Annotated in this window: 15 protein-coding genes; 4 read left to right on the forward strand and 11 right to left on the reverse strand. The window is 60.8% G+C overall.

Annotated features, from left to right (window positions below; genetic code table 11):
* Window positions 1-451: 451 nt before the first annotated feature.
* On the reverse strand, window positions 452-1,081 hold the full coding sequence (gene rcsA, locus ACK3SD_RS06270; protein ID WP_137762739.1) for a transcriptional regulator RcsA: 630 nt from the start codon (window positions 1,079-1,081) through the stop codon (window positions 452-454).
* A gap of 857 nt (window positions 1,082-1,938) precedes the next feature.
* Here rcsA and ACK3SD_RS06275 point away from each other — a divergent pair.
* On the forward strand, window positions 1,939-2,640 hold the full coding sequence (locus tag ACK3SD_RS06275) for a GNAT family N-acetyltransferase (RefSeq protein WP_481127133.1): 702 nt from the start codon (window positions 1,939-1,941) through the stop codon (window positions 2,638-2,640).
* A 29-nt stretch (window positions 2,641-2,669) separates the two neighbouring features.
* Here ACK3SD_RS06275 and ACK3SD_RS06280 read toward each other — a convergent pair whose 3' ends face one another.
* The 3 genes from ACK3SD_RS06280 to ACK3SD_RS06290 form a co-directional block, all read right to left on the reverse strand.
* Window positions 2,670-3,824: a glycoside hydrolase family 88 protein gene (locus ACK3SD_RS06280; RefSeq protein ID WP_481127134.1), complete on the reverse strand. Its 1,155-nt coding sequence runs from the start codon at window positions 3,822-3,824 to the stop codon at window positions 2,670-2,672.
* A gap of 20 nt (window positions 3,825-3,844) precedes the next feature.
* On the reverse strand, window positions 3,845-5,113 hold the full coding sequence (locus ACK3SD_RS06285; protein ID WP_481127135.1) for an oligosaccharide MFS transporter: 1,269 nt from the start codon (window positions 5,111-5,113) through the stop codon (window positions 3,845-3,847).
* Between the two features lie 61 nt (window positions 5,114-5,174).
* Entirely contained in the window at window positions 5,175-7,016 is a 1,842-nt protein-coding gene (locus ACK3SD_RS06290) for a DUF2264 domain-containing protein (protein ID WP_481127136.1), read from the reverse strand.
* 315 nt (window positions 7,017-7,331) lie between these two features.
* On the opposite strand from ACK3SD_RS06290, the gene ACK3SD_RS06295 reads away from it, so the two are divergent.
* A complete protein-coding gene (locus ACK3SD_RS06295; protein WP_481127137.1) occupies window positions 7,332-8,186 on the forward strand; it encodes an AraC family transcriptional regulator in 855 nt (284 codons plus the stop codon).
* Between the two features lie 4 nt (window positions 8,187-8,190).
* Here the strand turns inward: ACK3SD_RS06295 and ACK3SD_RS06300 are convergent, their stop codons facing one another.
* Entirely contained in the window at window positions 8,191-8,772 is a 582-nt protein-coding gene (locus ACK3SD_RS06300; RefSeq protein WP_481127138.1) for a flavin reductase family protein, read from the reverse strand.
* 555 nt (window positions 8,773-9,327) lie between these two features.
* On the opposite strand from ACK3SD_RS06300, the gene ACK3SD_RS06305 reads away from it, so the two are divergent.
* Complete coding sequence (locus ACK3SD_RS06305) at window positions 9,328-10,977, forward strand: glucan biosynthesis protein D (RefSeq protein ID WP_481127139.1); 1,650 nt, start codon at window positions 9,328-9,330, stop codon at window positions 10,975-10,977.
* 103 nt (window positions 10,978-11,080) lie between these two features.
* Here the strand turns inward: ACK3SD_RS06305 and ACK3SD_RS06310 are convergent, their stop codons facing one another.
* On the reverse strand, window positions 11,081-11,350 hold the full coding sequence (locus tag ACK3SD_RS06310; protein WP_481127140.1) for a hypothetical protein: 270 nt from the start codon (window positions 11,348-11,350) through the stop codon (window positions 11,081-11,083).
* A gap of 533 nt (window positions 11,351-11,883) precedes the next feature.
* On the opposite strand from ACK3SD_RS06310, the gene ACK3SD_RS06315 reads away from it, so the two are divergent.
* Window positions 11,884-12,981: a glycerol dehydrogenase gene (locus ACK3SD_RS06315; RefSeq protein WP_137762747.1), complete on the forward strand. Its 1,098-nt coding sequence runs from the start codon at window positions 11,884-11,886 to the stop codon at window positions 12,979-12,981.
* Window positions 12,982-13,019: 38 nt separating this feature from the next.
* Here the strand turns inward: ACK3SD_RS06315 and ACK3SD_RS06320 are convergent, their stop codons facing one another.
* From ACK3SD_RS06320 to ACK3SD_RS06340, 5 genes are all read right to left on the reverse strand, one after another.
* Window positions 13,020-14,288, reverse strand: coding sequence for a DUF445 domain-containing protein (locus tag ACK3SD_RS06320; protein WP_481127141.1), 1,269 nt, complete (start codon window positions 14,286-14,288; stop codon window positions 13,020-13,022).
* Between the two features lie 72 nt (window positions 14,289-14,360).
* Window positions 14,361-15,578 (reverse strand): conjugal transfer protein TraF, encoded by a 1,218-nt coding sequence (locus ACK3SD_RS06325; RefSeq protein ID WP_481127142.1) that lies wholly within the window; start codon window positions 15,576-15,578, stop codon window positions 14,361-14,363.
* 394 nt (window positions 15,579-15,972) lie between these two features.
* Window positions 15,973-17,535: an efflux transporter outer membrane subunit gene (locus ACK3SD_RS06330; protein WP_481127143.1), complete on the reverse strand. Its 1,563-nt coding sequence runs from the start codon at window positions 17,533-17,535 to the stop codon at window positions 15,973-15,975.
* A 1-nt stretch (window position 17,536) separates the two neighbouring features.
* Entirely contained in the window at window positions 17,537-19,105 is a 1,569-nt protein-coding gene (locus tag ACK3SD_RS06335) for a DHA2 family efflux MFS transporter permease subunit (protein ID WP_481127144.1), read from the reverse strand.
* Entirely contained in the window at window positions 19,102-20,316 is a 1,215-nt protein-coding gene (locus ACK3SD_RS06340; RefSeq protein WP_481127145.1) for an HlyD family secretion protein, read from the reverse strand. Before ACK3SD_RS06340 ends, ACK3SD_RS06335 begins: the two co-directional genes overlap by 4 nt.
* Between the last annotated feature and the right edge of the window lie 758 nt (window positions 20,317-21,074).

Below are 21,074 nucleotides of genomic sequence, written 5' to 3' on the forward strand. Positions count from 1 at the left end.
CCCGTCTGGCTGCCTTGCGCTATGCTCAGGCAGGCCCCAGAACAGCATTATCGGCAGCGCGGGCAATAACTTTAATCGGTTAAATAATAGGCAAATTTCACACGGGCATTGATAAGAAAGGGGCATGAACCCAGGTATGGCGCGGCCTACGCGCTAGTATAAAATTCTGAGGTTGCTGTTCGGAATGTTCTTAAAAATGAGTGAAATTAAGTACGCAACGGATAATTTTATATGAAATGTAGCGAGGCCAACGCGAGATGCGTAGGCGCAGTCAAGATAAAACGCGTAAACACATTGGCGGGTGGAGCGGGATAAAAACCCCCACACGAATCACTTCGTGTGGGGCAAGCGCGCAAAAAAAGTCACTGGGAGACACACTCATTTTTAATTGCCGAAGCAATTAAAAATGACAATAGCTCTTTTGGCGATAAATAGGTAAAGCGTCAATCACTCAGCGGGAGTTAACATAAATACCGCTGGTCAGCGTATCGGTCAGGCGCACCACATGATAAATAACCTGCTTATTATGGGTTTTAATTTTGCGCTTAATATTTCCTTTGTGGGAGGAAACCGTTTTTGCCTTGATTTGCATCTTATCGGAGATCTGGATGGTACCCTCGCCGGACATCCACATGCGCAGCATGTTGGACTCGGTCTGGCTCAGCGTCACCGGCGTCACATCAAGCTTCGGGCGCTCTGCGGCGTGGCTGTTCTTCTCCAGGTAGCCCTTCAGCAGCTCGTTGAGCGTCTGCGGCTTGATGGCCTTGGAAGAGATGATCACGTTCTTGCGAACGAACAGATACTCTTCGAAATGGATATTGGTAATTGCCATGAAAATAAAGAATAGCGTATCCGGATGCTGCATGATGATACGTTTAATTCTCTCTTTGGCGTTGGCTTCATGAATAAAGCAGTCTTCGTTAATAAAGACCACGCTGGGATTTAATTTTTCACAGCGTTCATGAAGGCCTTCAATATCGTTGATGGCATTAATATGTTTCTTTTTGACCCCATTATTGGTGAGATAATCGGTCAAGCCCAGGCGTGTGTAGCTGCATGAATCCATAATGATCGTCGGCATAAGAGAACCCCTCAATTTAAATCCGTTTTTAACCGTTAAAGTACAGTAAGAAAAATCCTGAAGACGAAAAATAGATCGGATACATAACGTTGGTGTATGTTCTACCAACAAACCCATCATCAGTTCAATGAGAATTTAAGACTATGCCGCTGTTTCCCCGTTAACTATAAATTTGCCTTAAGTCAGTGGGGGTCGGTAAACCGGGTTCTAGGGGGGCAAAACGGGGCGTCTACCTCGTTCAGGTTAGGATAAATGCTGATAGACGGCGCATTGGCGCTGTTGGGGCGAGAAGTGGGTGTTATAGACAAGTTATTTTTGTTTGGGCAACTGTTAAAAATAATTCATCTATTGTTCGGCGCTGCTTAACCATTCCTTAATGCCACTGAGGTGGTTGTTTTTTATACAGGGGGTGTGATATTTTATGTTTTAAAAACAATAAGTTAAATAATGAGGCTCGTTTGGGTAATAAGAATTAGTTTAAAAATGATCAGATATTCCACAAATTTGAAACCTTTTTGAAACTAAAATCACGTATGCGTGCTTATTTTGTAACTCATTTTACAGCCTGCGCGTATACTTTTTATTCAATTTTGTGAAGTAAAAGCATTTTAGCTGTACGAATAATCTATAAATCTAAACAGTTGCATGTGAAATCGCCCGGGTTTCAGCGGGGATTTGCCTCTTTTGCCGTTAACCGGTTGTGTAGATTTCTGCGACAAAATCTGATTTTTTCTTAGTAACATCAGGTAGTTGTTGTCATGTAGAGAGGTGAAATCACCTGATTCCCTCCTACTTACCGCCCCCCATCAGTGTGATAGCTTTCATTGGGGGCACTAACTGGTACAAGGATGAAATTTATGCCTGTCATTAATCATTTCGGCCAGCCCATCGGCGAACCCTTAACCGGCTGGACTGCCCGCCCGCGGCCTGCCCGCATCATGTTGCCGGGCGATTATTGCCGGCTGGAGCCACTGGAGCCGGCGCGCCACCGTCAGGCGCTCTATGATGCCTACTACAGCGTGCCCTATACCGAGGAGTGGACTTACCTGCCCGTGGAGCGACCGGCAGACCAGCGTGGGTTTCAGGCGCTATTGGAGGGGCTGGCTGGCAGTGAGGATCAGCACATGGCGGTGATTGACAAGGCGAGTGGCGAGGCGGTAGGCAGCGCGGCCTTTATGCGCATACAGCCGGTGCATGGCGTGGCGGAGCTGGGCTGGATCAACTGGTCACTGCGGATGCAGCGCCAGCGCACCGGCACCGAAGCCATCTACCTGATGCTGCGCTACCTGTTTGACGATCTCGGCTATCGCCGCTGTGAATGGAAGTGCGACAGCCTCAACGCGCCATCACGCGCCGCGGCGCTGCGTTATGGCTTCCAGTATGAGGGCTGTTTCCGGCAGGCGATCGTCACCAAGGGGCGCAACCGCGACACCGCATGGTTCGCCCTGCTGGACAGCGAGTGGCCAGCGGTGCGGCAGGCATTGGCGCAGTGGCTGGCGCCGGAGAACTTTGACGAGCAGGGCGAGCAGCGCCACCGGTTGCAGGCGCTGATGCCATAGGGAGAGGCGGGGCGCGGCCCCGCCTCTCTTTACCAGTAGGGTTGCCACACCTGCGTCAGCCGTGTCAACGCCTCGACGTAGAAGTAATCCCCCCAGCTACAGCACTCATCCACCCCCTTATTGTCCGCCAGATGGTAGACCGCATGTTTCAGCAGGCCACTGCCCACCTCGTCGGGCGCGCTGAGGTAGTCCGCTGTCAGACTCTGCATGATGAAACAGGCGGCATCATGGTAGCGGCCCGCCTCAGCCGGTGGCAGCGCCGCCGCCAGTTCCAGCAGCCCACACACCGCAATCGCCGCCGCTGAACTGTCACGCAGCGCCCCGGTGCCGAGCAGCGCCAGATCCCAGTGGCAGACGCCATCCTCCGGCAGGCGGGGCAGGAAGTAGTCCGCCAGCCGCCGCGCCAGTGCAACATGCTGGTTGTCGCCGGTGTAGCGCCAGCTCAACATAAAGCCGAGGATGCCCCAAGCCTGGCCGCGCGCCCAGCAGGAGTCGTCGGCGTAGCCCTGATGGGTGTTGCCGAAGCGTGGCGCGCCGCTCTCGGTATCCATATAGAAGGTATGGAAGGTCGAGGCGTCCGGGCGCACCAGATAGCGCGCCGCCTGCTCGGCATGGGAGCGCGCCGCCGTGGCGAAGCGGCCATCGCCAGTTTGCTGGCTGGCCCAGTAGAGCAGCGGCAGGTTGAGGTTGCAGTCGATGATCATCCGCCCGCGCTGCGCCGGGTCATTCAGATCCCCCCATGCCTGAATAATGCCTGCCTGTGGGTTAAAGCGCTCCAGCAGCGCCTCGGCCGCCAGCAGGGCGATACCGCGCGCGCTGGCGCTGCCGGTCACCCGCCAGGCGGCCACGCAGGAGAGGGTATACAGGAAGCCAAGGTCATGGGTGGCGGTATCGATGCGCTGCACGATGCGCTGGCCGAAAGAGATGACATGCCGCTCCGCCAGCGCCCGGTAGGCTGGGTTGCCGGTGCGTTGGTACGCCAGCCAGAGCTGGCCGCTCCAGAATCCAGTGGTCCACTCGACGTTATCGCGTACCGGGTAGTGGCCGTTGGCGCAGGTCTCTGCCGGGAACCGTTCGCCAACCAGCAGGCGGGTGGCGTCAAGGCGCGCCAGCACCGTGGCCCAGGCTTGCTCCAGATGGGCGGCGAACCGCGGGCGATCGGGTGGGGTAAAGGGGAAAGTCATACGCTTCTCCTGATAAAAGGTTAAAGGCGGGAGAGATCGGCCGTCGGCGCTGCCGGGCGCGCGGCGCGGCGGCTCTGGCAGGCTGACAGGGTAAAGGCCGACACCAGGGTAAACAGCAGGGCAGTGGTGCCCATCAGCAGGTAGGTGGAGCCAAAGCCGATGCGGTCATAGAGGTAGCCGGCTGGCGGCGCGACCACCACCGACCCGACATAGATCATCGCCTGATAGCCGAGCAGGTACATGGTGGCGTTGACCCGTTTCGGGAAATGCTCAGCGATATACTTGAACACCGAGATCAGCAGCAACGAGATCTCCAGGCCATACAGCGGCTTGATCAGCGCGATCAGCCACGCCTCATGCACCAGCCCGGAGGCGATCAGGCGCAGCCCGACCACCACGCCGGTCAGCAGCAGCCCCTTCTTGGCGCCAAAGTGGTTTACCAGCCAAGGGATCACCATCATCATGAAAAACTCCAGCCCGGACTGAAGCGTGCTGAGGTAGCCATAGAGGGCGTTGCCTTGCTGCTGGCTAGCAAAGAAGGAGGCGAAATAGCGCGGGAACTGTTGCTCGGCGATAAACATCATCCAGGCAACGCCCGCCACATAGAGGCTGAACATCCAGAATTTGCGATCCCGCAGTAGCTGGATCACGTCGGCAAACACGATCTTCTGTTCGGCGATCACCTGGTTATTGCGCAGCTGCGCCTCGCCAATCTTCAGGCTGGCCAGCACCGCCAGCATCAGCAGGGAGGTGGCGCTGCTCAGGCAGAAGTTGAACAGCGGCGAGAGGTTGAACAGCACGCCAGAGGCGGCGGCGGCCAGCGCCCAGCCCAGCGATCCCCACATGCGGATCTGGCCGAACTCCAGCTCATAGAGGCGGCTGAAGCGATCGGCATAGGACTCCGACGCCGCCACCCCGGCATACCAGCCGAGGCTGAGGTAGAGCGCGCCGAGCAGGATGCCAGCCAGTGGCCGCGAAACCAGCAGCGGCTGGTAGAGATAGGTAAAGAAGGGGGCCATCAGTGCGGAGACCACCACCACAAAACAGAGCAGCCACTTGCTCATGCCGATCTTGTCCATGATGTAGCCATAGAGCGGTTTCATCACCACGGCGAATACGCCGTTGACGGCAAACACCGTGCCGATGGTCATGCTGTCGAGGCCCACCTTCTGGCTTAGCCACAGCGCGTAGAGGCCAAAGCTGGCCGACCAGGTAAAGAAGTAGAGAAAGATAAAGCTGCTCATCTTTATATAGGCCGTGCGGGCAACGGCCGGGGCGGAAGCGTCCATAGGCACTCTCCTGTACAGGGTCAGGGAGGCCCGCCGGTGGCCGGCGGGCCGGAAAGGGGGGTCAGAGCCAGATATGGCGCTGGCCGTGGCGGAAGGTCAGGGTCAGCCGCTGCGCTGTGCGAACCAGTTGCGGGGTGTCATTCGGCTGCGGCTGCGGGCTGGCCGCCACCCAGCAGGCGAGCCAGTGCTCGCCGGGCGGCAGTACCCCGCGCAGTACCGGGATGGCGGCGGTCTCCGCGAACATCAGGTTATTGTTGGGCGGGGTGCGCACCCACTCCGCCTGCCGCCGTTCGTCCTCATCCAAACTCTGGATCACACTGACGCCGTTGCGCGCCGCAATCTCACAGCGGCCGCCGGAGGGCTGACTGACGCGGGTGTCAGGTGCGGCGATCACCGCGAAGCCCCCCTCGGCGCAGGCCAGCTGGCGCGCCGTCACCAGATGGTGTAGCCGCAGATGGCCGTCACCCGCTGGGATCAGCCAGCTCGCCACCTGCACATCGCGCCACGGCGACCAGCGGCAGAAGATCAGGTCAGCGCGCGTCACCACCTCGTGGCATTCGCGCCGCCCGCGCCAGTACTCATCCTCCTCCGCCAGCAGCAGCATGGAGTCCACCGCCGCATGGGGCAGGCCATAGCGCCCGCGCTCCAGACAGAAGCCAAAGCGGTTGGAGTAGGCAAATTTGGTGTATTTCGGGCCGCTGTTGACGAAGTTATTCAGCTCCAGCTGGCCGGCGGTGAGCAGGTAGAGGTGATCGCCGGGCGCGTCGCGCACAATCAGCTGGCTGGCGTGGGGCAGGGCGCGCAGGCGATCCAGTGGCGGCAGCGGCTGCTCCTCCGCCTGCCAGAAAGCGCTCTCCGCTGGCAGCGCCAGCACCAGAAACAGCTTCAGCGCCCAATAGGGGGAGCCGGGGGCGTTGTAATCCTCGGCCATCACCAGATTCGGGTAGTGGTAACCGACGCTCAGCACCCCGTCGCGGTCAAAAATTGGCTGTTGCAGCCAGTGGCGCAAATGGCGCAATACCAGCCCCTTGACAATACCGGGGCTGAACACCGGCAGGCCGGAGAAGGCCACCGCGCTCCAGAACGCCCCTTCGGCGAAGCGGTAGGTGAGGCTGCGGCCAAACGGGATGGCGGAGCCGTCGGCGGCAAACTGGTGGATGAAATCCTGGGCGAAGGCCGTGGCGCGCTCCCGCAGGCAGGCGGCACGCGCCGGATCTTCGTCGGCCATCAGGGTGGCGTAGAGCAGGCCGTAGAAGTGGAAGCCCATCGAGATGTAGTAGTCGCGCGGCCGCCCCGGCCCGTCGGCATACCAGCCGTCACCCAAATAGTAGTGCTCCATGCTGGCGAAGTGGCGCGCCACGCAGTCGGCATCATAGGGCTGGCCGGTGCGGTGGAAACCGACCTGCACCAGAATCGGGAAGTAGTGCCAGTTGTTGTCCGGGATGGCTGCTTCCGCCCCCTGCGCCAGCCAGGCCGTGATGCGCTGTTGCTGTGGCGCAGCAAACAGCGTCTGCCAGCGCGGCCCCAGCAGCGCCATGCCGACGCCAAAGGCCGCCATCTCCACGCAGCGCTGGTCATACTCCCCCACCTCGCCCCAATAGCCGGGGTGCGCCGGATCGGTGCCGTGATCAATCGCGGTCAGGCAGAAGGGCAGCGCGGCCGGCTGGCCGCCACCGGCCAGCAGCGGGAAGATTCCCCACAGCAGGCGCGCCAGCGCTTCCATCTCCGCCACCCGCGGGCCATAGTGGGCGGTGAAGTGGCCGAGCGGGATGCCGCTGGCACCGGGCTGGCAGTAAGGCTCGACCGCCGCCAGCAGCCGGTTCAGGGCCGCCTGCATCTGCGGCCGGGTGGCAAGTTCCGCCGGCTGCGGCGCGGCGGGCACAGATCTGTTTTCAGGACACATCAGGGCCTCCTGACATTCAGGATTGGGTGAAAGAAATAAGGTTAAAAAACGCCAAAGAAATAAAAAATTACGCTAATCTTGAAATCAATTTATTTAAAACCGTCGTCCGGCCGACGCAGCGAATAGTACAGGGAGCCGTGCGCTACCATTTGTTAGCTCGCTCACAAAATAGCGGGCATTGCAAAATAAACGTTGATTTTCAAGGTCTAAAGTGGCCTAAATTATAAAAAAACGCGCAAAAACTTCATTTTGTTGTCTTCGCCATAAAGGGAAAAGGGTTTCAACAATAATAAAACCTCAGCCGGGAGCCTCCGAATGGCGGAAAATGATTTTTTGGAACGCATTGCACTTAATGAACGTTATATCTCCTTCAACCGAATAAGCGCGACCAGCGCCAATTACTACCACTGGCACCAGTGCCTTGAGATCCTGTTTGTGATGCGCGGCTACGGGCTGGTGATTGTCGATAACCAGCAGTACACCCTGCGCCCCGGCCGGATGTTCATCTTCCCACCCTTCAAGCTGCACAAGGTATTTGTCGAGCAGGGGGCCGCCAATCCCTATGAGCGCACCACGCTGCATGTGGAGAACGTGGTACTGGAGAGCACCCTGCAACCCTTTCCCACCCGGCAGAGGATCTTCCACCAACTCTGTGACAGCCAAGGGCCAGCGCGCGTCTACGATCTCAGCGAGCAGGCCGAGCACCTGGATTACCTGCTTGAGAGCTTCCACCGCCTCTGCCAGCAGAACCAGCACCAGCTGGAGGATGTGGCCGTGCTGATGCTGCAACTGATGAGCTTTATGCCGCAGCAGGATGCGCCGCACCCGGCGCGGGTCGAAACCACCGCCACCAAGGTGATGAACTGGATTGAGGGGAACTATGACAGCAAATTTTCGCTGGAGCGGCTGGCGCTGGCGATTGGCCTGTCGCGCAGCTACACCTCACGCGTCTTCAGCCAGGAGACCGGCGGCTCCATCCAGGAGTACCTGGTGACCCGCCGGGTCAAGTGCGCCTGCGAGCTGCTGCGCAACAGCGAATTGACGGTAGAGCAGATTGGCCAGCGTAGCGGCTTCTCCGACACGCCCTATTTCATCACCAGCTTCAAGAAGCTGATGGGCCAGACCCCGTTGCAGTACCGCAAAACCAGCAGCCGCGCCCAGCCGCAGTGAGCACTCAGAGTGGCGCGGCCTGGATGCTGTCGCCGGTCAGCACAAAGCGGCCGCCGCCCAAGTGGTGGATCGCGTGCAGGTCACGGTTTTCGGCGGTGAACATCCAGCGCCCGTCGCGGAAGACCCGCTCATCGGCCGCCGCGGCCACCACCTCACCGAAACAGGTGTCGTAGCGCGTCTGTGCGTTCGGCTCCGGCAGCAGGCGACAGGCCAGCCAGGCCGAGCAGCCCGACTCAATCAGCGGCACGCCGCTCTCCGGGCAGCGCTGGCTGGCGATCTGGAAGCGGTCGAACTTATCGCCGTCGCGGCCCGAGACACTGCCGACCGCGTAGGCGGTATCGACAAAGGCGGCCGTTGGCACGCAGATGCCGAACACGCCGCTCTCCTCAATCATCGACCGGCTCAGGGTGCCTTTGTCCACCACGATGGCGACGCGCGCCGGGGTGAACTCCACTGGCGTTGACCAGGCGGCGGCCATCACATTGCGCTGTGTGCCGTCCGCGCTGCGACTGGTGACCAGAATGGTTGGGCCGTGGTTCAGCAGGCGGCTGGCGTGTTCCGGGGCGACCGGGCGAAAATGGCTCATGGCGATCCTCTCAGGCAAAAAGAGCAGTGTACGGCATCCGCTGCCCACCACGGCAAGTCAACCGTGCGCAAGCGCATTATCATTACAACATACTTAAAAACACTTACCTGCTACCGGTGGCGATTGGGAACGACGTGGCCGGGCTAGACAGGCAAAAAGGCCGTGGAAGCAGGCCGGGGTGATTGCCGATCAGGCTGGCGCGCCGCGGGTAGGGGAGGGGAAACCCCGCCTGCCGGTTTTTCCGCCAATTTGTCTCAATCGCCGCGCCAGAATCTTCTTAAAAAGCCGTGCCGGATGAACTTTTCGTCAACCGCCGAGCACTGTATTGCGGCAGGTGCGCAGCCCGCTTACACTGCGGCGTTGCGGAACTTCTCCACGCTGCGCGGCAACGCGTAAGGTGCTGGCATCGTTGGGCATTGGGCTGTTCACTCCATGAATTTTCCGCAACCCTTGATGTCGTAACTTTTCGAGCCCCGGCGCGCCGGCCCCGGTTCATGATGAGCCGCCCAGAGCGCCCGGACTGATACTTTGCCCAGCACAGGAACTTCTCCAGGCATGGAAAGAAGAGCATTTCTCAAAGCTTCACTGGCATTCGCCGCCTATTGCGGTATGCCGGCAATGTCGTCACTGTTCAGCCGCACCGCGGCCGCGGCGGAAGTGGCCGACGGTGACGTGACCCCGTTCGACTTCTCCACCCTGCAAACCATGGCGCAGGAACTGGCCGCCGCCCCTTATGGCGGGCCGCCCGCCGCGCTGCCGCCCACCCTGGCCGGTCTGACGCCGCAAGCCTACAACAAGATCCAGTATGATCATGACCACTCGCTGTGGAATGGCAACGGCCCTGACCGCCAGCTGGATGTGGAGCTGTTCCACGTCGGCATGGGCTTTAAGCGCCGGGTGCGGGTCTTCTCGGTGGATGCGCAGAAGCATCAGGCGCGCGAGATCCACTTCCGCCCGGCGCTGTTCAACTACAACGATGCGGGCGTGGACACCAAACAGCTGGAGGGGCATGAGAGCCTCGGTTTTGCTGGCTTCAAGGTCAACAAGGCCCCGGAGCTGACGCGCCGTGACGTGGTCTCCTTCCTCGGGGCCAGCTACTTCCGCGCAGTGGATGACACCTACCAGTATGGCCTCTCCGCGCGCGGGCTGGCGATCGACACCTTCTCCGACCACGAGGAGTTCCCGGACTTCACCGCCTTCTGGTTCGATCGCCCCTCGCCGGCGGACACCACCTTCACCGTCTACGCGCTGCTCGACAGCCCAAGCGCCACCGGCGCCTACCGCTTCACCATCCACTGCGAAAAAGACCGGGTGGTGATGGACATTGAGAAGCACCTGCACGCGCGCAAGACCATCACCCAGCTTGGCATCTCGCCGATGACCAGCATGTTCAGCTGCGGCACCAATGAGCGCCGCATGTGCGACACCATCCACCCGCAGATCCATGACTCGGATCGGCTGGCGATGTGGCGCGGCAATGGCGAGTGGATCTGCCGCCCGCTCAACAACCCACAGCGCCTGCAATTCAACGCCTACGACGACGAAAACCCGCGCGGCTTCGGCCTGTTGCAGACCGACCATGACTTCGAGAACTATCAGGACATCATTGGCTGGTACAGCAAACGCCCCAGCCTGTGGGTGGAGCCGGTCGGCAACTGGGGCAAGGGGGCGGTGAACCTGATGGAGATCCCGACCACCGGCGAGACCCTCGACAACATCGTCTGCTTCTGGCAGCCAGCCGAGCCGTTGCAGGCCGGGCAGCAGCACAGCTACCGCTACCGCCTCCACTGGTGCGCCCAACCGCCAGCGCGCAGCCCCTTGGCCAACGTCAAGGCGACACGCACCGGCATGGGCGGGTTCCCGGAGGGGTGGGCGCCGGGCGAGCACTACCCGACCGTCTGGGCGCGTCGGTTTGCCGTCGATTATATTGGCGGTGACCTGAAATCTTTCGCAGATAAAGGGATCGAACCGGTGATTAATGCCTCCGCCGGCCGCATCAATAATATTGAAATTCTCTATGTCGAGCCGATGAACGGTTATCGCATTCTGTTTGACTGGTATCCCGATAGCGATAAGACCGATCCGGTGGAATTACGCATGTTCCTGCGCTCCGGCCAGGAGACATTGAGTGATACCTGGCTCTACCAATATTTCCCGCCGCCGGCAGATAAACGGCAATATATTGACGACCGCCAGATGCGTTAATTAGCCCATGCCGCCCCCGGCAATTTGCCGGGGGTGTTTTCCGGGATTACCACTCATTTTTCAAACGCTTGCTGGCCATCGGCCGGGGCCAGACACGCCGGGATTATTGGGTAATAATCGCGTGGGGCGCGTGCGGTTTTGCGCTTTTTATTTCCTGCTGCACCGGCAGATTACCCTGTGCGCTGGCCTGCGCGCGCGCCGCGCTATTTGGCTGGGTGGCCCAGCCGCTACGGGCAATCGCCGTGGCCGGGTAACGCGCATCCAATGTCCGCAGGCTGGCCTGATCATAATTGGCGACCGTGGTATGGTGGGAAGCTAGGGCAGGAGTGCCGATCACCAGCCACAATGCGGCCGTCAGAAATAGTGGTTTCATTCATCTCTTCCTTAATAGGTGACGGAGCTACTGGATGATTATAGGAAAGCCTCCGCTATTTTTTCACCCATTTCTTTTTTTTTCGCCAGAATTTGCCAAACAGGACGCAGGATAACTTTTCAATTTGCATGAACTGCCGTGCGGGCATGGGGATTGCTACAGACTTTTATTTGTCATTTTTCTCATCTGGTCAAAAAAAATCGCCGAATATAGGGCAGGGTGCCCGGTATTCACGGCGATAATAGGCCATGGCTTTTTGCCATAATGTATCGGGAGAAACGAAAATAAAGCGTTTCATAATTGATCAGTGATAAAGATTATTGCGATTCACTTTGCAAATCATGCGCTTTCCCCTGTACCTCATCTCGCCCTGCGCCATGATGCACTAGGCTTAGCCAGGAAAAGCGTACTGGCGGTGGGTTATGTATATTTAATGTTGAAAATTAACATTAAATATACATCATCGCGACAGCCTACTGCGTTGGCAGGTTGCCGCCACAGCCAGATTGGTTATCACATCCGGAGGAGTGAGTATGAGTAAATTTGTTTTCTCGTCACCACGTAAATATGTGCAGGGCAGCGGCGTGATGGATGAGCTGGGCCGCTACTTGCCCGCGCTGGGCAACCATGCGCTGCTGATCGCTGATGACGTGGTGTGGAAGATTGTTGGCGAGCGCGTGCAGCGCGCATTGAAAGAGGCGGAGGTGGCGCTGCACTTTGAGCGCTTCAACGGCGAGGCCTCCAGCAATGAGATCAGCCGGCTGGCTGACAGTGCGCGTCAGGCGGGCACCACGCTGGTGGTGGGGCTGGGCGGCGGCAAGACGCTGGACACCGCCAAGGCGGTGGCGGACGAGCTGCACCAGCCGGTGGCGATTGTGCCCACCATCGCTTCCACCGATGCGCCGTGCAGCGCGCTCTCGGTGATCTACACCGACGAAGGGGTGTTTGACAGCTACCGTTTCTATGACAAAAACCCGGATCTGGTGCTGGTGGACACCGCGGTCTGCGCGCAGGCCCCGGCGCGGCTGTTTGCCTCTGGCATTGCCGATGGGCTGGCGACCTACGTTGAGGCGCAGGCGGTGAAGCGCGCCCACGCCAAATCGATGGTGGACGGCGACCCGACCATTGCTGGCATGGCGATTGCCGAAGCCTGCGAGCGCACGCTGCTGACCTACGGCTACAGCGCCTACAAGGCGGTGGAGCAAAAATTGGTGACGCCAGCGGTGGAAGCGGTGGTGGAGGCCAATACGCTGCTCTCCGGGCTGGGCTTTGAGAATGCCGGGCTGGCGGGGGCGCACGCCATCCACAATGGCTTTACCGCCGTACAGGGTGATATCCATCACCTGACCCACGGTGAGAAGGTGGCCTACGGCACCCTGACGCAGATGGTGCTGGAGCAGCGCCCGGACGAGGAGATCGCCGCCTACGTGCGCTTCTACCGCGCCATCAAGATGCCGACCACGCTGGCGGAGATGCACCTGGAGCAGGAGAGCTTCGAGAATCTGGTCAAGATTGGCGCGCTGGCTGGCAGTGAGGGCGACACGCTGAAGAACCTCAACCCCAACCTGACGGCGGAGGATGTGGCGAACGCCATTCTGGCGGTGGACGCTTTCAGCAAAACCGTGCAGTAACCTGACAGGGCGCGCCGCTGCCGGGCGGCGCGCCTGCCTTAGCGCAACAGCAGCGGCAGCAGCGAGAAGAGGTAGAGCAGCAGGCCGATGCAGGCACCGACCAGCGTGCCGTTGATGCGGATAAATTGCAGATCCTTGCCGATGTTCAACTCAATCTGGCGCGACATCTCGCGCTCATCCCAACTCTTCACCGTGTCGCTGATGTGCTGCGTCAGGAAGGCCGCAAAATCGGGCGCCATCTTACCGGCGGCCTGCTCCAGCTGGCGGTTGAGGGAGTTACGCAGGTTCTCATCCTGTGCCAGCGTCTCGCCCACCCAGCGGCCAGCGTCGCGCATCTTCTGTTGCAGCAGCGAGTCCGGTTTCTCCAGATCCGCGCGCATCCACTCACGCAGGTCGCCCCACAGCGCCCGGACATAGGTGCTCAGCGTCTCGTCACTCTTCAGGTACTCCTTGATCTCCTCCGCCCGCTGCGCCATCGATGGATCGTGCTTCAGGCGCTCAATGAACCCGGCGACCGCCAGATCAAAGCGCACCCGCAGCGCGTGGCCGCGATCGGCGCTCACCTCATCCAGTACCGTGCCGACGGCGTTGGCGATCATCTCCGCGCCATGCTCGCCCAGCCACTCGGTCGGCAGGATCTTCTCCTTGATCGGGTGCTCGCGCTTCACCCAGCGCACAATCTGGCGTGACAGGGTGGCGCGGGTGTTGGGCTGTTGCAGTGTGCGAATCAGCTGGCTCACCGCGCTGTCGAGCAGCTCCTGATGGCGGCCCTCTTTGGTCATGCTCTCCAGAATGCCAGCGACCGAGCTGGTCAGGTCAAGCTTATCAATCAGGGTGAACAACGCCTTCTTCAAGAAGCGCTGGATGCGCACGTCATCGGTCATCTCGAACAGGCCGCGCAGCAGCCGCACCAGATAGTTGGCGATGCGGTCGGCATTGCCGGGGGCATTCAGCCAGCTGGCCAACATCCCCGCCGGGTTGTAGCGGCGGATCAGCCCGACCAGCGAGTTGGCGTCAAGGAATTTCTCCTGCACGAACAGCGCCAGATTATCGGCAATCTTGGCTTTATTACGCGGGATGATGGCGGTGTGTGCGCCCACCAGCGGCAGCGGCACCCGGCGGAACAGCGCCACCACGGCGAACCAGTCCGCCAGCGCACCCACCATTGCTGCCTCTGACACGGCCTTGACGCCGTCTACCCACAGGTTACGCGGCAGGAACAGGGTGACGAGGAAGATGGCGGCAGCCGCCAACAGCAGCAGCAGGGCGTTACGCTTGCTGCGTTTCAGTTCTTTTTCTTTATCCATAAGAGGAGTTTAGGAGCAATTACGGGAAAAGGGGAGGTTTTGCCGCCGGGCAGCGGCAAAACAGGAATCTCCTTAGAAGGTCAAACTCAACTGCGCCACCGCCCCCCAGGTGCGCTCCTCACCGGCCATGCCAGCCAGATCGAGCCGCACGCGCGGGCTGGGGGAGAGGCCGACACCGGCAGTGACCACATTGACGTCGGTAGAGCGCATATCGGCGCGGTAGCCAGCACGCAGTTGCAGCCACTCGCGCGCCCGGTACTCGACGCCCGCACCGGCATACTGGCGTTTGCCCTCGGAGCGGAAGCGGCTGTCAGGCGTCAGATCGACGTCCAGTGCGGCGGTCAAACGCTCATGCTGCCAGGCCACGCCGCTGGTCACCAGCGGGCGGATGCGGTAGGTGTCGCGGCGGCCCTCCACCTCCTTGGTGTCGAGGTCACGCGGCACCAAATTGCGGGCGCTCAGCCCGAGCGTCCAGTCGCGACCCAGCTGGGCGCTAAGGCCCGCATCGAGGTTGAAGCCGGTCTGGTTACGCTGGTAGCGGCCGCTGGTCAGGTCTGACTTGTCGTAGTCGTAGATTGCGCGGTCATAGTTGAACAGCGCGGTGTGCTGGATCTTGGGCGTGATACCGAACGACACCGGCATCCCACCGACGCGGAAGGGGTGCGCCAGCGCCACGCCGTAATCCGTCACCAGCGCCGCCAGCCCGTGGCCGCGTGAGGTGAGCTGATCCTGATCGCCGGGCCGTGGCAGGCGGCGGCCATCGGCAATCTGTTGCAGGTAGTCGATGTCGCCCTGATTGATCTCGGCAGTGACGCGGGCGCTGCCGTAGGCATTCACCACCAGCGCCATCGGCCACTCGTCGTCGGGCAGGGTGACCGCCAGCGCCGCGCCGGCGTGGCCCCAGGCGCGATTGCCCTGTACGTCGCGCAACTGGCTGGCGAGGCTGCCCGCCGCGCCACGCAGGCTGGCGTAGTCGGTCACCCCGGTGCGAAAGCGGTCAATCGCATCGGGGATCTGGTCAATCTTGTCGAGCGTATGGTCGCCGTCGGTGAGTTGCACCCCCACCGCGGGCAGGATCACGCTGACCCCAGCGCCTTCCGCGGCGTGGGTCATCAGCGCCGGGTTGGCGAGCACGGCCGAGCCGTAGAGTGAGGAGGCGACGCCGACGCCGCCCATCGCGTCATTGCGCGCCTCGACGCCGTGGCCAGCGGCCAGCGCGCTGAACGGCGCAAGAAGGAGCAGGGGCGCAACACGCGCGCGTAACAAATTGAAGTGGCATTGAGGCAACATAGCGATCCCAAAAGCATGTCCCTGCACCAGGCAGGAAAAAGGTCAGATCCCCGCGCCGGAGTGGGGCGCAGGGCAGCGGCTGCTGTGAGTAGGAAAGGCGTTCGCAGGCGATGCGCAGTGACGCCGCTGGCGCTTATAGGTGGCCAGTCAGCAGGGTCTGCATGGGAACGCATCAGTGATTTTCATGAAATCGAAACTTTTTTCAACAAAAAAGTGAAAAGTGAAATGGTGTGATTTCTTTAAAGCATGATTAACACAAAGAGATGTAAGGATTTTTTTCGAAGTGACATAAAATGCTTTCGTCGCGCAATTGTTTAAAAAGCAGTCACAATTTCACTTTTCAGCCGGGGAGAGGGGCGTGGGGGAGGGAACAGCGCCCCGCAGGGCGCTGGGATCAGGGAACGGTGACGGCTGGGCCAAACACCGAATACTGGGTAGGGTTGATGCTCTGGTAGGGCTGCCAGCCACCGCCGAGCGCCTTGTAGAGCGCCACCAGATCGGTGCTGGTGCGCACGTGCGCTTCGGTGGCCTGCTGGCGCGCCTGCGCCAGTTGCCGCTGGGCATCCAGCACGTTGATGAAGGTGGTGATGCCCTGCCGGTAGCTCTCGCGTGACAGGTCGTAGGCGTTCTGCAACGAGCTGGCGGTACGCTCCAGTCGCTCGGTGCGATCCTGATCGGTGCGGTAGCTCACCAGCGCATTCTCCACATCCTGCAACGCGGTCAGCACCGTCTGGCGGTACTCCAGCGCCGCGCTGGCCTGCTGCGCCCGCGCCAGCCGCACACTGGAGACCAACTGCCCGCCCTGGAAGATCGGCAGCGAGATCTGCGGCCCGTAGGCGTAGAAGTGGCTGCTCCAGTCGGTCAGGTAGTCGGTGTCGGTGTTGCGCATCCCGATCTGACCAGTCAGCGACAGGCTGGGGAATAGCTGCGCCACCGAGACGCCAATCTCGGCGGTGGCGGCGTGCAGTGAGGCTTCCGCCTGTCGCACATCCGGGCGGCGGCGCGCCAGTTCGGCCGGTACGCCGACCGCCACCACGGCAGGGATGGCCGGCAGCGCCTTGGTGGCCTGCAACTCACGATCCAGCGCGCCCGGCGGCTGGCCGACCAGCACTGCCAGCGCATTCATCGCCTGCTGTGTCTGGGACTGGTAGGTCGGCAACTGGGATTGCAACGAAGTCAGCTGCGCGCCCGCGTTCTCCACGTCCTGCTGTGGCGCCAGTCCGTTCTGCGCCTGACTCTGGGTCAGTTCCACCGTCTGCTGGGCGATGTCGATCTGGGTTTGCAACGTCTGCAACACGCTCTGGGCGCCGCGCAGTTGCAGGTAGGTGCGTGCCACCTCCGCCTCCAGCGACACCAGCGCGTCATTGCGCCGCTCAATGCTGGCCTGACGCTGGGCGTCGGCGGCCTCCACCGAGCGGCGGGTCTTGCCGAACAGATCCAGTTCCCAGGAGGCGTCAAAGCCGCCCTGGAACAGCGTCACCGGCTGGGTGGCGCTGTCGAGGATCTCGCCGGAGCCGGGTTCATTCTCCTCCAGCTGGCCGCGCACGTCGTGCGCCTTCAAAATGCCCTCCAGCCCCAGCTGTTGGCGGTTGACGCTGGCATTGGCATTCACCGAGGGGAAGAACGCCCCCTGCGCCTGCGTCACCTGCTCACGCGCGCCCGCAATGCGTAGCACCGTCTGTTGCAGCGTCAGGTTGCCATTGATGGCGCGCGCGATCAGGCTATCGAGCTGTGGGTCGCGGAAGTTGCGCCACCACGCCGGGTCAGGGGAGGCGGCCAGCGCCTTCGAGCTGGCCTGTGTCGGGGTCTGCACATCCTTGAAGGCGGTGGGCGTCTGGGCGCGTGGCGGCTGGTAGTCCGGCCCGACCGCGCACCCTGCCAGCGCCAGCGCCGTCAGGAGTACTGTGGCCCGCAGGCGGAAGGGCGCCCGCAGGGAGTAAAGAGTAGAGACAGCCATGTCAGTGCCCTCCCGCACTGCCTTCGCTCTTGATCGGCGAAAGCAAAAAACAGAGTGGAATCATGATCAGCGACATCAGCCCGCACAGCATAAACACGTCGTTGTAGGCCAAAATGCGGGTCTGGCTGATCATCTCTTGGTAAAGCTGGCCGGTCGCCAGCGACGTTGGGTCGCCCGCCAGCCCGGTAAAGTTGCGGATCGCCTCCGCGCCCTGCTGCACCGCCTGCCGGAACTGCTCATCCAGCGGCGTCATGTGGCTGACCATATGGGCGCTGTGCGCCTGCGACCGCTCGGTGATCGCCGCCGTCGCCAACGAAATGCCGATCGACCCGGCCACGTTACGGAACATGGTGAACAGCGCCGCGCCATCGGCGTTCAATTTTGGTGACAGCGTCACAAAGGCGATGGTGGTCAGCGGCACGAACAGGAAGCCCAGCCCGATAGACTGCGCGCTGCGCATCAGCACCATGGTTTCGAAATCGACATTCGGCACCAGATGGCTGGAGTAGACGAATGACATCAGCAGCAGGAAGAAGCCGAAGGCGATGATGATCCGCGTCTGTATGATCGGCATCAGCTTCAGCACCAGCGGGATCGACAGCACAATCAATATCGCCCCCGGCGACATCACCAGCCCGGAGAGGGTGGCGGTGTAGCCCAGTTGCTGCTGCGCCAGTTGTGGCATCAGTACCGAGCTGCCGTAGAGGATCATCGCCATGCCAGCCATCAGCAGGCTGGCGACCGCGAAGTTGCGGTCAAGCAGGCAGCGCAGATCCACCACCGGCCGTTTGGCGTAGAACAGCCAGTAGACAGCGCCGACGATGCCGATCACCGCCAGCGTGGCGAACAGCACGATAAAGCTGGACTGGAACCAGTCATCATCCTCGCCGCGGTCGAGCATCACCTGCAAACAGCCGAGGCCGAGGGCGATTAACCCGATGCCGATGTAGTCGATGCTCAGCTTCTTGCTCTCGACTTTCTTCTCCCACGGCGGATCTTCCAGCAGTTGCATCACCGCCAGCACCGTCAGGATGCCGACCGGGATGTTGATCAAAAAGACCCAGCGCCAGCTGTAGTGATCGGTGATCCAGCCGCCGAGCGTCGGGCCAACCACCGGCGCGACGATGATGGCGATGGAGGAGAGGCCGAACGCCTTGCCGCGATCGGCTGGCTTGAAGTAATCCAGCAAGACTGACTGCTGCACCGGTTGCAGCCCGCCGCCGAAGAAGCCCTGCATGACGCGAAACAGGATCATCTGCCACAGTTCGGTGGCGATGCCGCACAGGAAGGAGCTGACGGTGAACATGGTGATGCAGATCAGGAAGTAGGTCTTGCGGCCGAACACCCGGCTCAGGAAGGCCGAGATGGGCAGCACGATGCCGTTCGCCACCAGATAGGAGGTGAGTACCCAGGTGGACTCATCATAGCTGGAGGAGAGTGAGCCGGCGACGTGGGGTAGCGCCACGTTGACGATGGTGGTGTCCAGGATCTCCATGAACACCGCCAGCGTCACCACCACCGCCACCGCCCATGGGTTGCTGGCGGGTTGCCATTGACGATCGTTGCTCATTCCACCGTGACCTTAGGCACCACCGACAGGCCAAGCGGCAGCGGCTGGTTGGGGTTCAGCCCACTGTCGATAACGATTTTCACCGGCACGCGCTGGACAATTTTCACATAGTTGCCGGTGGCGTTTTCCGCCGGGAAGGTGGAGAAGCGCGATCCCGACCCCTGCTGGATGCTGTCGATGTGGCCATGCAGTTCGATATCCGGGTAGGCATCGATGCTGACTTCCACTTTGTCGCCGGGGTTCATCCGCTCAAGTTGGGACTCCTTGAAGTTGGCGGTGACCCAGATGTTGGGCGAGACCAGCGAGAACAGCGAGGATCCGGCCTGTACCAGCGTGCCGAGCTGGACATTGCGTTTGGTGACGTAGCCATCAAAGGGCGCGCGCACCTCGGTGTAGGAGAGGTTAAGGTTGGCGGTTTCCAGCTGGGCCTTCGCCTGCTCGACCTGCTGCTGGGCCGCCTCGACGTTGGCCTGAGCCTGGCGGATCTGCAACTGCACCTGTGATGCCACCTGTACCTGCGCCTTGGCGTTCTCCAGTTGCGCGGCGGCGGATCGCAGCTGCGCATTGGCGGCATCGATGTTGCGTTGGGTCGTGGCACGCGGGTCAACGCCACGCTGGCGTTTATAATCCGCCTGCGCGTTGACCAGATTGGCCTCTGCCTGCGCCTGTTGCGCTTTGGCCTGTGCCAGTTGCGCCGGATACTGCACTTTCGCCAGATCCAGTTGCACCTGCGACTGGTGCAGTTGCGACAGCGCCGTGCCGAGCTGCGCCTGCGCGCGGTCACGCTCCGCAACGGCGTCACGCGGGTCAATCTTCACCAGCAGTTGGCCTTTTTTCACCAGCTGGTTGTCGTTGACCGCCAGATCCGTGACATAGCCAGCCACTTTTGGCGCGATGGTCACCGCGTCGCCCTCGGTGAAGGCGTCATCGGTGGTCTCCTGGTTACGTGTCAGGAACCAGGAGATCAGCGCGACGATGACAATCACCACCACCACCACGCCGAGGATAATCAGCGGCTTCTTGCCGGGGCCTTTGCGCTTGCCGCCCTCCTTATCGTCCTGTTTATCCTGATCGTTACCCGATCCTTTCTGGTTGTCCTGTTTTTCCTGTTTGCCCTGCCCATTATCGTGTTGATGCTGGGCGTTATCCCGATGCCCGGACTCCTCCGGTGCAGATGCGTCCTGTGACGCGTTATTTTTATCGCTGTTCATAGGTCTCATCATGTTATGGCAGCAAACCGCTGCGCCAATAAAAGTGACTCTTTCAAGCTAGAGCCTAATCGAGAGTTTGCAAGTATGCTGCCGGGAATAGCCTGAAAACGCAGGTATTCCAGGGGGAAAGGGCACGTTTTGTCAATAAGTGTAAAGGTGGGTTTGGGGATGGTGGATACCTGGACTTCCGCTGGGGGCGGGGGAAGGTTTCAGGCACTCTTGGGTGCCTGTAGCCCCGCTGGGGCCGGAGACGGGTTTCGGTTGTTTGGGTTCCTTTTTCTACCTGTGCCTCGGAGCCTCAACCGAGCAGGGCCTGCCAGCGCGGGCGTGTTCACCTTCGGTTTGTTTATGTCTTTTTCTGCTTGGCTTCTTTGTTGTGTGCGGCTTCGCTGAGGCCGGAGCAAGGTTTCGGTTGTTTGGGTTCCTTTTTCTACCTGTGCCCCGGAGCCTCAACCGAGCAGGGCCTGCCGGCGCGCCGGCCCTGCACCCGCGCGCTTTTGGGTGGAATGGCTAATCATTGCCCGCTCTCGCGGGTGACCCTCGCTGCGTCTCCGGGCTTGCGGGCCGGCCCAGACGCGCTCCCGGCGCGGCTGGCCCTTTCGCGGGCGTCCTGCCCGCTCACCCGGCCCTGCGACTCCACTCGGCAATGATTTAACGCCCCCACCATTTCTGCAAATGCTTGGCTATGTGAGGAAGGAATAGGGGAGTTCTTTATATATGTGGAGTGTCGCGGGAGCATTATTATTGCCTGTGGTCTC

The organism is Chimaeribacter sp. YP20170169, assembly GCF_056739715.1.